The sequence below is a fragment of the Stenotrophomonas sp. VV52 genome (genome assembly GCF_002893095.1).
Classification (GTDB): domain Bacteria; phylum Pseudomonadota; class Gammaproteobacteria; order Xanthomonadales; family Xanthomonadaceae; genus Stenotrophomonas; species Stenotrophomonas aracearum.
Map to the genome: position 1 here is coordinate 32,411 of NZ_PKQQ01000014.1, position 13,078 is coordinate 45,488.

A 13,078-nucleotide genomic window follows, 5' to 3' on the forward strand; every position below is an offset into this window, starting at 1 on the left:
AAGCGGGGTTTTTTTTTGATCCTGGATCAGGCGGCCAGGGCCGCGTCGATCGCGTCGAGCAGGCGCGGGTCGTTGGCCGGTACGTCGGGGGCGAAGCGGGCGACCACCTGGCCATTGCGGCCGACCAGGAACTTCTCGAAGTTCCACAGCACGCCCGGGGCCGGATTGACCACCAGGTCCGGGTACTTGGCAACCGCGCCCTGCAGCTTTTCGCGCATCGGACCTTCGCCGGTGGCGGCCGGCTGGGCCTGGGTGAGCTGCTGGTACAGCGGATGGATGTCGTCGCCGGCCACGCTGACCTTGGCGAACATCGGGAAACTGACGTTGTATTCCAGCTGGCAGAACTGCTGGATCTCCGCCTCGCTGCCCGGCTCCTGGGCCAGGAAGTTGTTGGCCGGGAAACCGAGCACTTCCAGGCCGGCGGCCTGCTTGTCGGCGTACAGGGCCTGCAGGCCTTCGTACTGCGGGGTCAGGCCGCACTTGGAAGCCACGTTGACCACCAGCAGCACTTTGCCGCGGTAGTCGGCCAGCGATCTGGGCTGGCCTTCGATGGTGGTGACGGGAATGTCGTAGACGGTCTGGCTCACGGGTGTTCCTGTGCAGTGTGGAAAGGACACATGGGATATGTGCCCCGGAAAGGCGAAATCAATCGACGCAGATCGTGCCCTGGGCCACGCCACCGTCGATGCGCTGGCGGCAGCCGAAGTTCTGGCTGACGTCGGTCTGGCAGATGCCGGTGGCTTTGGTGCCTGCTGCAATCTCCGTCTCGCCATTGGCCAGGCACTGCCCAGTGCAGTCGGACTTGGCGCTGCAGGTCTTGCCGGCGTCCGCATAGGGAACAACGCACTGCACGCGCTGCAGGCGGCCGAGCGGCTTCAGTTCGCCGCCCGAAGCGGCACACGACGCTGCTTCCGCAGTTGCATCACCTGCCGGTGCAGGCGCGGCGGCGGTGTCGTTACCCGGCGCAGTACTGCAGCCGGCCAGCATCAACAACAGCGGGAGCATCAAGGTCAGGCGCATCGACGGTTTCCTGGCAGGTAAGAGCATGGCCGCACACTGTAGCAACTGCCGATGTCAGTCCTGCGTGGTCGTTGCGTCGTCTGCCGACTCGTCCTCGTCGGCCGCGTCCAGCCCGATTCCGCCCAGCAGCTGTTCGGTCTGCTCACTGCCGAGCGACTCCACGCCGCGCAGGCGGCGCTCGATGGTGCGCGTCTTGCGGCTGGCCTCGCCCAGGCTGCGCCCGACCGTGCTGATCTGCTTCTCGGCCTTTTCCAGGATGCCGGCGAACTTGCCGAACTCGCTCTTGACCGCGCCCAGCAGGCTCCACACTTCGCTGGAGCGCTGTTCGATGGCCAGCGTGCGGAAGCCCATCTGCAGGCTGTTGAGCAGCGCGGTGACCGTGGTCGGCCCGGCCACCACCACGCGGTGTTCGCGCTGCAGCAGGTCGACCAGTCCCGGGCGCCGGATCACTTCGGCATACAGCCCTTCGGTCGGCAGGAACATCACCGCGAAGTCGGTGGTGTGCGGCGGCACGATGTACTTGTCGCAGATCGACCTGGCCTGGATGCGGATCGCGCGTTCCAGCTGCGCGCCCTGCACGCGCACGCCGTCAGCATCGCCCTGCTCCTGCGCATCGAGCAGGCGCTCGTAGTCTTCGCGCGGGAACTTGGAATCGATCGGCAGCCACACGGGCGTGTCTTCATGGCCACGCCCGGGCAGGCGCACCGCGATGTCGACCATCTCGCCGCTGTCCGGGCGCACCTTCACCCCGCGCGCGTACTGCTCCTGGGTGAGGGTCTGTTCGAGGATGTTGTCCAGCTGCACTTCGCCCCAGCTGCCGCGGTTCTTGACGTTGGTCAGCACGCGCTTGAGGTCGCCCACGCCGGTGGCCAGCTGCTGCATTTCGCCCAGCCCACGCTGGACCTGCTCCAGGCGGTCGGAAACCAGCTGGAACGACGCGCCCAGCCGCGCTTCGAGCGTGGTCTGCAGCTTTTCGTCGACGGTGACCCGCATCTGGTCGAGCTTTTCGGCGTTGTCGCTCTGCAGGTTCTTGAGCTGCTGCTCCAGCGTGGCGCGCATCTCGCCGATGCGCAGCTCGTTGCGTTGGGTCATGTCCTGCAGGCGCTGGCCCAGCGATTCGGCCGACCGCTGCTGGGTCACTGCCGCTTCCTCGCGCGCCTTGCGCGCGTCTTCGCCCAGCGCGTCGCGCAGCAGGTCCAGGCGCTGGTCGGTGCGGGTCGACAGGTCGGTCAGCGCGCGCGCGAACGATTCCAGGCGGGCGTCCTGCTGCCGGCCCAGCCCTTCCAGCTGCTCGCGCAGCTCGCTGCGGCCGACCCGCGCTTCCTCGCGCAGGGACTGCTCCAGGTCGCCATGGTTGGAACGCCGCAGCAGGGAGACCAGCTGCAGCACGAGGACGGCACAGAGCAGGCCGCCAAGGATGAGGAATTCAGGTTGCATGGCGGAAGTGTAGGCCGAGCCGGTCTCATCCGCTGCGCCGGCCCACACCCCGTTGCCCTGCCTGCGCTCAGAAGCCTTCCAGCACCAGCTTGCCGACCGCGCGGTGGGTTTCGATCAGCGCATGCGCGCGGCGCAGGTTGGCCGCATCGATGCGCCCGTAGTTCTCGCCCAGGGTGGTGCGCAGCACGCCGTCATCGACGAGGTCGGCGACCCGGTTGAGCAGGTCGTGCTGGCGCTGCATGTCCGGGGTGGCGAAGCTGGAGCGGGTGAACATCGACTCCCAGTGCAGCGACAGGCTCTTGCGCTTGAGCGCCATCACGTCGAGCTGGCCGGGGTCGTCGATCAGGGCCAGCTGGCCCTGCGGTGCCAGCGCGCTGACGATCTGTGCGTAGTGCTGGTCTGTGTGGGTCAGGCTGGCCACATGGCTGACCTGCTCGATCCCGATCCGGGCCAGGCTTTCACCCAGCGGTTGGCTGTGGTCGATCACATGGTGCGCGCCCAGCGCGTACACCCAGTCCTGGCTGTCCGGGCGCGAGGCGGTGCCGATCACGGTCAACCGGGTCAGCTGGCGCGCCAGCTGCACCAGGATCGAGCCAACCCCGCCCGCCGCGCCGATCACCAGCAGGGTCTGGCCTTCGCCGCCGCCTTCGGCAATGCGCAGGCGGTCGAACAGCAGTTCCCAGGCGGTGATCGCGGTCAGCGGCAGTGCGGCGGCGGCGGCATCGTCCAGGCTGGCCGGCTTGCGGCCGACGATGCGCTCGTCGACCAGCTGGTACTCGGCATTGCTGCCGGGGCGGTTGATGTCGCCGGCGTAGTACACCGCATCGCCCGGCTGGAACAGGGTCACTTCGCTGCCGACCGCGTCGACGATGCCGACCGCGTCCCAGCCCAGCACGCGCGGCTCGGACACGGCCGCGCCCTTGCGCACCTTGGTGTCGACCGGGTTGACCGAGATCGCCCGCACCTGCACGCGCAGGTCGCGCGGACCGGGGCTGGGCACGGGCAGGTCGATGTCGACCAGGGCGGCCGGGTCGGTGATGGGCAGGCCGTGCTGGGTATAGGCGATGGCTTTCATGGGGGAGTCCTTGGGTGAGGCGCTCAGGGTGGCGCGCCCGGGCACCGTCGGAAAGGCGCAGAATGCAGCAGCACTTTCACTGCTGGAATGAAAATGGTCCGTTTCGAGGATCTGCACCTGTTCGCCCGCACCGCCGCGCTGGGCAGCTTTTCCAACGCCGCGCGCGAGGCGGACCTGCTGCCCGGCCAGGTGGCCGCCGCCATCGCCCGGCTGGAGCGCGAACTGGACCTGCGGCTGTTCGTGCGCTCCACCCGCAGCCTGCGCCTGACCGCCGAAGGCGCGCTGTACCTGCCCTACGCGCAGGACATGCTGGCCACCCTGCACGAGGGCCAGGCCCGGGTCCGCGGCGACGAGGCCGAGCTGCAGGGCGTGCTGCAGGTGGCGGCGCCGTCGGACCTGGGCCGCAACGTGCTGCTGCCCTGGCTGACCGAGTTCCGCGCCGCGCACCCGAAGCTGCAGCTGCGCCTGTTGCTCTCGGACCAGGTGGCCGACGTGTTCCGCGACCCGGTGGATATCGCGTTCCGGTTGGGTCGCTTCGACACCGCCAGCTACGTGGCGCTGCCGTTGCTGCCGGGCAACCGGCGGGTGCTGGTGGCCTCGCCCGGCTACCTGGCACGGCATGGCGCGCCCACCGACCTGGACGCACTGAAATACCACCAGTGCCTGGTCTATCAGCTCGCCGGACGACCGTACGACCGCTGGAGCTTCGAGCAGGACGGGCGGCGCGTGGTGGTACCCGTGCGCGGCCCGCTGGTGTGCGACGACGCCGACGTGGTGCGGCGCTGGGCGGTGGCCGGCGAAGGGATCGTGTTCAAGTCGTGGCTGGATGTGTGCGACGACGTGCGGACCGGGCGCCTGCAGGTGCTGCTGGGGGGCACAGGCGACAGCCTGCCGCTGAACCTGGTGTGCCCGCACCGCAAGCAGTTCTCGCCGGCGATCCGCCAGCTGCATGCGTTGTGCGTGCAGCGCCTGGCGCCGATGCTGGCGGATCTGCCCGGGCACGCCACGTAGCGCTGTCCCGGCAGCGCCGGGTAGCCGACAATGGCGCCCCCCCGTTGTCGAGTCGCCGCCATGCCGTGGATGGGCATCCAGGACCTGTGGACCTTCGTCGTTGCCGTGCTGGTGTTCCTGGCACTGCCCGGTCCGGGCACCTTCACCCTGCTCACCGCCACCGGCCGCGGCGGCGTGCGCGGCGGCTACACCGCGCTGTTCGGGCTGCTGCTGGGCGACCAGATCCTGATGTGGCTGGCGGTGGCCGGCGTGGCCGCCCTGCTCCGCGCCAATCCGCTGGTCTTCCACGCCGTGCAGTACCTCGGCGCGGCCTACCTGGTGTGGGTGGGCATCGGCCTGCTGCGCCCGGCCCGCGCCGGCGCTGAAGACGGCGACGGCGGTGGCATCCGCCTGCAGCCGGGCCGTTACTTCCGCCAGGCGATCCTGATCAGCCTGCTCAATCCGAAGGCGATCATCTTCTACATGGCGTTCCTGCCGTTGTTCATCGACCCGGCCCGGCACCAGGGCGTGCTGACCTTCGCGACCATGGCGGTGCTGATCTTCGTGCTGAGCCTGGCGTACTGCTCGCTGTTGATCGGGGTGGGCAACCTGCTCCGGCGCAGGATCATCCAGCACCCACGTGTCGGGGTGGTGCTGAAGCGCGTGGCAGGGGTGTTCCTGATCGGGTTCGGAGTGCGGCTGGGCCTGAACGGCTGACCAGCGCGGCATGGCTGCAGGCGACACCCACGAGACGCGGCAGGCCCGATGGATCGCAAGCGGCCCGTTAGGTTGTGCCGGATTCGTCAAGCACGGTCATTTGAAATGATCGTCAAGCGATTCACGACGCCCGGCAGTAGTAATGCTGCGCCGCGTTCGGTCACACTCGGGAAATTGTCGATACCAGTCACCCTGTGAGGTTCCATGTCATCGCTGCTACGGCGCAAGTCGCTCGATTCCGTCACCGTCCATGAAGCCGGCAGGAGCCTGGTCCGCACCCTGAGCTGGCCGCACCTGATCGCTATGGGCATCGGCGCCATCGTCGGCACCGGCATCTACACCCTGATCGGCGTGGGCGCCAACCTGGCCGGCCCGGCGGTGCTGATCTCCTTCGCCATCGCCGGTGCGGTCTGCGCCTGCGCCGCGCTGTCCTATGCCGAGCTCTCCACGATGATGCCGGCGGCCGGCAGCGCCTATACCTACAGCTACACCGCACTCGGCGAGATCTTCGCGTGGGTGGTGGGGTGGAGCCTGATCCTGGAGTACTCGCTGGTGGTGAGTACCGTGGCGGTCGGGTGGTCCGGCTACTTCGTCGGCTTCCTGGAATGGGTGCATACCCAGATGGGCATCGACATCCGCCTGCCGGCGGCGCTGTCGGCCGGTCCGCACGTGGAGGGCGGCCTGTTCAACCTTCCGGCGGTGATCATCACCTGGATCGTGGCCGGCGGCCTGATGCTGGGCACCAAGGAAAGCGCCACCCTCAACGCCATCCTGGTGGTGCTGAAGCTGATCGCGCTGGCGGTGTTCGTGGCGGTGGCGTTGCCCGCGTTCGATCCGGCCAACCTGCAGCCGTTCATGCCGTATGGCTTCGCCAAGTCGATGGGCCCGGACGGCATCGAGCGCGGCGTGATGGCCGCTGCGGCGATCATCTTCTTCGCCTTCTATGGCTTCGATGCGATCTCCACCGCGGCCGAGGAAACCAAGAACCCGGGTCGCGACCTGTCGATCGGCATCATCGGTTCCATGGTTGGCTGCACCATCGTCTACATGCTGGTGGCGCTGGGCGCGATCGGCGCGATGAGCTACGCCGTGTTCGGCAGCAGCGCCGAGCCGCTGGCGCTGATCATGCGCCAGCTGGGCCACCCGACCGCCGCGCTGGTGATTGGCATCGTCGCCATCGTCGCGCTGCCCACCGTGCTGCTCGCTTTCCTGTTCGGCCAGAGCCGCGTGTTCTTCGTCATGGGCCGCGACGGCCTGCTGCCGCGTGGCCTGTCGGCCGTGAACAAGCGCACCGGCACCCCGGTGGCGACCACGCTGTTCAGTGCCCTGCTGGTCTCGGCCCTGGCAGGCGTGGCGCGCCTGGATGAAATCGCCGCGCTGGCCAACGCCGGTACCCTGGCGGCGTTCACCGCGGTGGGCATCTGCCTGGTGGTGATGCGCCGCCGCGCGCCGGACGCCAAGCGCAGCTTCCGTACCCCGCTGGCCTGGATCGTCGGGCCGGCCGCTGCGCTGGGCTGCATCTACCTGTTCATCAGCCTGCCGCACAGCACCCAGAAGTACTTCCTGATCTGGAACGCGATCGGCCTGGCGGTGTACTTCCTGTACAGCCGCCGGAATGCGTTGATCGGTCGGTAACGAGGCCCCGCTAACTGGCCGGGGTGATCACAATCCCGTAGTGCCGGCCGCTGGCCGGCTCTTCGGGATGATCGGGTCATGCATGGAGCCGGCCAGCGGCCGGCACTACGGCGCGGCGTGCCGCTGCGCCTGTTGCATCACCCGCAGCAGGTTGCCGCCCCAGATGTCGGCGATCTGCTTCTCGCTGTAGCCCTTGCGCAACAACCACGCGGTGATCTTCGGGAGCGCGCTCACGTCCTGCAGGTCGGCCAGGCCGCCGCCGCCATCCCAGTCCAGCCCGATGCCGACGTGCTCGGGTCCGACCACGCCCAGGATGTGCTCGAAGTGGGCGAAGAAGTCGTCCAGGGTGGCCTTGCGTAGCGGCAGCTGCTGGTCCAGATCGGCTAGGCCCTGCTTCAACGCCACGCCCTGGGCCATGCTCAGGTCGTCGTACCCGGCTCCGATCTTCTTCATCAGCGCCTCTTCGGCCTGCTTGCGCGCATCGCTCTTGCCGGTGTCGATCAGGTAGCCGCCATAGGCGTTGACCTGGATCACGCCACCCGCCTTGGCCAGCTGCTTCAGGCGTGCATCGTCCAGGTTGCGCGGGTGGTTGTAGATCGCCTTGGCCGAGCTGTGCGACAGCACGAACGGCACCGGCATGCGCTGGATCAGATCGTCGAAGACCGCGTCTGACGCATGCGACTGGTCGATGACGATGCCCAGCCGTACCGCCTCGTCCACCAGCGCCTTGCCGGCCGGGCTCAGCCCCTTCCATTCGGCCCCCTTTTCGTCGGTGGCCGAATCGGCGAACTCGTTGTTGGCGAAGTGCACGGTGCTGAGCAGGCGCAGTCCGGCCGCGTGATAGAAGCTCAGCAGCGAAGGATCGTCCACCAGCGGGCTGGCGTTTTCCATGCTGATGTAGACCACGCGCTTGCCTTCGCGCTTGATCCGCGCGGCGTCGGCCGGTGTCAGTGCCAGCGCGAAGGTGTCCGGGTGCGCGGCCAGCATTTCGCGGATTTCCATCAGCCGCAGCAGGCCGGCGTCGCGGTCGTGCCGGTGCGCGGCCGGGCTGCGGTCGCCCTGGTCGGTGTAGATGGCGAAGAAGCCACCATCCAGCGCACCTTCCTGCATGCGCGGCAGGTCCACCTGCGAAAGCGCGTTGTGGTCATGCCGCTGCGCGATGTCGAAGCCTTCGCGATGGAAGTTGGCCGGCGTGTCCAGGTGGCTGTCGAGGGTGAGCAGCTTCTTCTGCAGCGTTGCAGCGCGCTCCAGCTCCTGCGCGCTGAACTCGATGGCCTGGGCGGACAGCGGCGCGGTGAGCGCCAACGACACCAGCAACGACAGAACACGCACGGTCATGACGCCTCACCAAGGATGGGAAACGTCAGACGTTAGCGCAGTTGGGTCCGCGATGACACGCATGGCGTGTCACTACGCTGCATGGGTTACCGGGGTGGATTCAATCCACTACCCGGCAGAAGACGGCCTTCAGATAGCGCGACTCCTGTACGTGCGCCATGAACGGATGGTCCGGGCCGGCGCCGGCCACCTTCAGGATCTGGATGGTGCGGCCGGAGTAGAACGCCGCGCGGCGCAGCATGTCCAGGAACTGCTCTTCGGACACCAGGCCGGTGCACGAGAACGTGGCGAACAGGCCTCCCGGCTTGACCACGCCCAGCGCCAGCTTGTTCATGTCCAGGTACTTCTTCAGCGCGGTGATCACCTGGTCGCGGTCGCGGGTCATCTTGGCCGGGTCCAGGATCACCACATCAAACTGCTCGCCGCGGTTGGCCGCGTCGCGCAGCCACGGGAAGATGTCGGACTGCACGAAGCGCGGGCGCACGTTGTTCAGGCGTGCATTGCCCTTGGCGATGGCGATCACGTCTTCGTCGATGTCGATGCCCAGCACGTCGGAGGCACCGCGCGCGGCGGCATACACCGCAAAGCCACCGGTGTTGCAGCACAGGTCCAGCACCGACTTGCCTTCCACTTCCTGGCTCAGCCACTGGCGGTTCTCGCGCTGGTCCGCGAAGAAGCCGGTCTTGTGCGCGCCGGCCGGATCGGCGCGGAACTTCACGCCGTACTCGGTGATCACCGAAGCTTCGGTGGTGGTGTTGCCGTGGAAGTCGAAGCTTTCCTGCTTCTGCACGTGTTCGTCGGCGAAGCTGTGGAAGCGGCAGCCCGGGAACTGCTCGCGCAGGGCCTCGTAGACCCACTCGCGGTGGCGGAACATGCCGGCGGCGAAGAACTCCACCACCACCAAGTCGCCATAGCGGTCCACCACCAGGCCGGACAGGCCGTCGCCTTCGCTGTGGACCACGCGCCAGGCGTCGGAAACCGTGTCCAGCTTCAGGACATCACGGCGCAATGACACCGCCTGCGCGATCTTCCGCGAGAACCAGCCGGCATCGACGGGGACCCGCTGGTCGGTTTCCAGGATTCGCACCGCAATGCGCGAGTGGCCGTTGTAGAAGCCGCGGCCGATCCATTCCCCGTCCACGCCGACCACGTCGACGATGGCGCCGGGCTTGGGCCGGACAGCGGGCTTTTCGACCAGTTTCTGGAAGATCCAAGGGTGGCTGGAGCGCCAGGCGTTCTTGAGGCGGACTACGGGGGCAGGGGTATTCATATGTCCATTGTATCCGGGCCGGCGGCTGTCCGATTTGACGCAGGGGCGGCATGCCCCCAGAATCGACCGCAGAAGGGGAGTAGCTCCCAGACGTTGTCGCCGTCAATTCGAGCCCGCAGGCTCCGGTGCAACGGCAGTTCCCACCGCTGGGGACTGCGAGCGAGACCTTCGCCGCATGGCGAAGCTCTGTCCCTGGATCCCCCTTGGTGTTCCGTTGCAGGTCCTCGCCGTCCGGCTTGAGGCATTTCATTCATTCAACGGACAAGACGATGCAGACGATCGGTAATGTGTGGTTATGGGGTGGCTTCGGCGCGGTGGTGATCATCGCGCTGCTGATCGACCTGGTATTGATGCGCCATGGCGGCCCGCACAAGGTGACCTTCAAGGAAGCCCTGTGGTGGTCGGTGGGCTGGGTCGTGCTGGCTTTGGCCTTCAACGGTGGCCTCTGGTACTACCTGAACGAGACCGCCGGGCAGGTCGTGGCCAACAAGGTCGGCCTGGAGTTCCTGACCGGTTACCTGGTCGAGAAGGCGTTGGCGGTGGACAACATCTTCGTGTTCCTGATGATCATGGGCTACTTCGCGGTGCCTGAGGAACAGCGTCAAAAGGTGTTGATCATCGGTATTCTTGGCGCCATCGTGCTGCGAACGATCATGATCTTCGCTGGCAGCGTGCTGCTCACCAAGTTCCACTGGCTGCTCTACGTGTTCGGCGCATTCCTGCTCTTCACCGGCTGGAAGATGTGGTTCTCGGCCGGCCAGGAGCCGGACCTGGAGACCAATCCCGCCCTGCGCTGGATGCGCAAGCACCTGCGCCTGCTGCCGGACTATGCCGGCAACGCCCTGAGCGTCATGCGCGACGGCAAGCGTTGGTACACCCCGCTGTTCGTGGTGCTGATCCTGATCGCGGTGACCGACGTGATCTTCGCCGTGGACAGCATCCCGGCGATCTTTGCGATCACCACCGACCCGTTCATCGTGCTCACCTCCAACGTGTTCGCGGTGCTGGGTCTGCGTGCCATGTTCTTCCTGCTGGCCGGCATGGCCGACCGCTTCCACCTGCTGCCGTACGGACTGGCCCTGGTACTGGCGTTCATCGGTATCAAGATGATGCTGATCGACATCTTCAAGATCCCGACCCCGATCTCGCTGGGCGTGGTCGCGGTGATCATCGCCGCCACCGTGGTGCTGAGCCTGAAGAACCCGCCGAAGACCGGCGACGCGTGACCCCTGCGTGCCGCCGGCGGGATTGTCCCGCCGGCGGTACCACTCTCTCCCGCTGCGTTGCCCTTGTGTTCAGCCTGGGGCGGCGCAATCCATGAAGGTATGAACGCCAACCTGCCCCTGCCCGCCGGCGAGCCGCCGGTTTCCCCCCGCACCGACCGCGGTCGCGTGATGCGGGCGTTCAACCTGAGCCTGGCCTTCGTGCTGGTGCTGGTGGCGGTGTATACCGCGCAGGGCCACTTCGACTGGCGGCCATGGGCTGTGGCGCCGCTGGAATCGGCTGGGCTGCTGGGCATCCTGGGTGCACCGCTGCTGCATGGCTCGGTCCAGCATCTGGCCGCCAATAGCTTTGCTCTATTGATCCTTGGCACTTTGGCAGGCAGCGTCTATCCAAAGGCCACCCTGCGCGCCTTCCCGCTGCTGTGGATCGGCTCGGGCCTGGGCGCCTGGCTGCTCGGCGACATCGGCAGCCGCCACCTGGGCGCCAGTGGGATCACCCACGGTTTGATGTTCCTGGTGTTCGTACTCGGCCTGCTGCGCCGTGACCGCCCCGCCATCGCGGCCGGGCTGATCGCGTTCCTGTTCTACGGCAGCATGCTGATCACCATCCTTCCGCACGAACCGGGCGTGTCCTGGCAGTCGCACATGGGCGGCGCCTTCGCCGGCATCATCAGCGCACTGCTGTTCCGTCTGTCCGACCCGATGGCGCCGCGCAAGCTGTACAGCTGGGAGGAGGAAGACGAAGAAGAGCTGGACGTGCAGCGCGACAGAGATCTGGAGCCGCCCTCCCCGCACCGCGTGCCGGTGCTGTGGCAGCCGCGCGAAGGGCGTGATTTCGTCGTGTTGCCGTTCCGGCGGCCTGACGAGCGGTGATGGACCGCCTGGGACACGCATGGCGTGTCCCTCGCATCACCGTGCCGCGTTCGCATCCCCATCCACCGCGCGCCGCCCCAACGCGGGGTCATCGGTGAAAAACGCATCGATCCCGGTCGCCAGGTACGCGCGCATCTCCGCCACCGACCCCTCCGGATTCCGCGCATTCGCCTCGCCCTTGCGGAACTCGGCGGCCATGAACGAATTCTCCGGCCGGAAGGTATACGGCACCACCATCAACCCCGCCGCATGCGCGTCGCGCACCAGCGTGGTCGGCGTACCCAGACGCCCGTTGGCGTCCAACGGAATCACCATGCGCAGGCTCGGCCCGATCCCATCGGCATACCCGGCAATCTGGTCCAGCCCGGCCGGAGTGAGCATGTCGGCATAGCGTTGGCTGCCCTTGGCCGCCAGCACATCGCCCGGCTGCTGCTTGGGATCGCCCAGCAGCTGCAGCAGGCGGATGTTGCTGTCCTTGCCCAGCGTGCTCCGCAGGTAGCGCAGGTTGCTGACCTCGAAGGACTGGATGGTCACCGGCGCCACGCGCGTGTACGGGTTGGCCTGCAGGGTCTTCACCAGCAGGTCTTCCATCGGCAGGCCGATCCCCTTGAAGTAGGTGCCGTGCTTGATCTCCGGCACCAGGCCGATGCCGCGCCCGGCACGGCCGGCCTGCTGGACCAGGAAGGTGATGATCTCGTCCAGCGTGGCAATGCGGAACTGGCCGTCGAACGCGGTGCTGCGCACCTGCGGCAGGCGCTCGCGCACGTACAGCGTCTTCAGTTCGGCCAGGGTGAAGTCTTCGGTGAACCAGCCTTCCATCCGCTCGCCGTCGATGGTCTTGACGGTCTTGCGGTTCGCGAACTCGGGGTGGGCCGCCACGTCGGTGGTGCCGCTGATTTCGTTCTCGTGGCGGGACACCGGCACCCCGTCCTTCGTCATCACCAGGTCCGGCTCGATGTAGTCGGCGCCGTCGGCAATGGCCTGGGCGTAGGCGGCCAGGGTGTGTTCGGGCAGCAGCGCGCTTGCCCCGCGGTGGCCATAGACCGCCGCCTTGCGCGACACCGGGGTGGAGGATTCAGCGCTCATGGCCACCGATGGTGCCACGGCCAGCGACAACAGCAACGCACAACCCCACAACGACTTCGACACTGCAACACCCCTGTTGGTACCGCCCCGCCAGTGCGGCAAGGGCCGGAAAAGACGTGCGGCATTGTGCCTAGCCGGTGTTACAGCCGCAAGAAAGGGCTACTCGCGTTTCCGGCCGCCGCCTGTCGGGTCAACCTAGTTACAACTGCGTCCCGGCAAGATATGTGATCGAGTTGCGAGAGAAACACCCTATTGGCTGTCCAACTGCGTCGTCAGGCGACGCCAGTTGCCGAATCAATGAAGCGCCTGTCTCCGCAAGAGATTGTCCAATAGCGCGTTGGACAATTGCAGCCCCCAGTTCGCCTTGGCGGAGCCACGATTGCGTGAACTTGCCGCGCTTAGCGCATTCATTGA

The 13,078-nt window shown here is 67.1% G+C and carries 12 protein-coding genes; 5 read left to right on the plus strand and 7 right to left on the minus strand.

Annotation, left to right across the window (positions count from 1 at the left end; genetic code table 11):
- Window positions 1-26: 26 nt before the first annotated feature.
- The 4 genes from C2U58_RS17895 to C2U58_RS17910 all read right to left on the minus strand — a co-directional run bounded on the left by C2U58_RS17895 (window position 27) and on the right by C2U58_RS17910 (window position 3,532).
- Complete coding sequence (locus C2U58_RS17895; RefSeq protein ID WP_102947094.1) at window positions 27-587, minus strand: glutathione peroxidase; 561 nt, start codon at window positions 585-587, stop codon at window positions 27-29.
- A gap of 58 nt (window positions 588-645) precedes the next feature.
- Window positions 646-1,020, minus strand: a complete 375-nt coding sequence (locus C2U58_RS17900) for a hypothetical protein (RefSeq protein WP_102947095.1) — start codon at window positions 1,018-1,020, stop codon at window positions 646-648.
- A 54-nt stretch (window positions 1,021-1,074) separates the two neighbouring features.
- Complete coding sequence (locus C2U58_RS17905) at window positions 1,075-2,457, minus strand: DNA recombination protein RmuC (protein ID WP_102947126.1); 1,383 nt, start codon at window positions 2,455-2,457, stop codon at window positions 1,075-1,077.
- A 67-nt stretch (window positions 2,458-2,524) separates the two neighbouring features.
- Window positions 2,525-3,532 carry a zinc-binding alcohol dehydrogenase family protein gene (locus C2U58_RS17910; protein ID WP_102947096.1) on the minus strand — a complete coding sequence of 336 codons (1,008 nt, stop codon included), beginning with the start codon at window positions 3,530-3,532 and terminating at the stop codon, window positions 2,525-2,527.
- A gap of 87 nt (window positions 3,533-3,619) precedes the next feature.
- On the opposite strand from C2U58_RS17910, the gene C2U58_RS17915 reads away from it, so the two are divergent.
- The 3 genes from C2U58_RS17915 to C2U58_RS17925 all read left to right on the plus strand — a co-directional run bounded on the left by C2U58_RS17915 (window position 3,620) and on the right by C2U58_RS17925 (window position 6,874).
- Window positions 3,620-4,543 carry a LysR family transcriptional regulator gene (locus C2U58_RS17915; RefSeq protein ID WP_102947097.1) on the plus strand — a complete coding sequence of 308 codons (924 nt, stop codon included), beginning with the start codon at window positions 3,620-3,622 and terminating at the stop codon, window positions 4,541-4,543.
- A 60-nt stretch (window positions 4,544-4,603) separates the two neighbouring features.
- Window positions 4,604-5,239 carry a leucine efflux protein LeuE gene (gene leuE, locus C2U58_RS17920; protein ID WP_102947098.1) on the plus strand — a complete coding sequence of 212 codons (636 nt, stop codon included), beginning with the start codon at window positions 4,604-4,606 and terminating at the stop codon, window positions 5,237-5,239.
- A gap of 204 nt (window positions 5,240-5,443) precedes the next feature.
- The gene (locus tag C2U58_RS17925; RefSeq protein WP_102947099.1) at window positions 5,444-6,874 is read left to right on the plus strand and encodes an amino acid permease; all 1,431 of its coding nucleotides are present in this window, start codon (window positions 5,444-5,446) and stop codon (window positions 6,872-6,874) included.
- A gap of 105 nt (window positions 6,875-6,979) precedes the next feature.
- Here C2U58_RS17925 and C2U58_RS17930 read toward each other — a convergent pair whose 3' ends face one another.
- Together C2U58_RS17930 and C2U58_RS17935 are read right to left on the minus strand one after the other, a co-directional pair.
- Entirely contained in the window at window positions 6,980-8,212 is a 1,233-nt protein-coding gene (locus tag C2U58_RS17930; RefSeq protein ID WP_102947100.1) for a dipeptidase, read from the minus strand.
- 100 nt (window positions 8,213-8,312) lie between these two features.
- Window positions 8,313-9,482 carry a class I SAM-dependent rRNA methyltransferase gene (locus tag C2U58_RS17935; protein WP_102947101.1) on the minus strand — a complete coding sequence of 390 codons (1,170 nt, stop codon included), beginning with the start codon at window positions 9,480-9,482 and terminating at the stop codon, window positions 8,313-8,315.
- Between the two features lie 269 nt (window positions 9,483-9,751).
- Between C2U58_RS17935 and C2U58_RS17945 the strand changes: the two genes are divergently transcribed.
- Window positions 9,752-10,708 (plus strand): TerC family protein, encoded by a 957-nt coding sequence (locus C2U58_RS17945; RefSeq protein WP_102947127.1) that lies wholly within the window; start codon window positions 9,752-9,754, stop codon window positions 10,706-10,708.
- 99 nt (window positions 10,709-10,807) lie between these two features.
- A complete protein-coding gene (locus C2U58_RS17950; RefSeq protein WP_102947102.1) occupies window positions 10,808-11,578 on the plus strand; it encodes a rhomboid family intramembrane serine protease in 771 nt (256 codons plus the stop codon).
- Window positions 11,579-11,614: 36 nt separating this feature from the next.
- Here the strand turns inward: C2U58_RS17950 and C2U58_RS17955 are convergent, their stop codons facing one another.
- Entirely contained in the window at window positions 11,615-12,664 is a 1,050-nt protein-coding gene (locus C2U58_RS17955) for a glycerophosphodiester phosphodiesterase (protein ID WP_102947128.1), read from the minus strand.
- Window positions 12,665-13,078 lie beyond the last annotated feature (414 nt).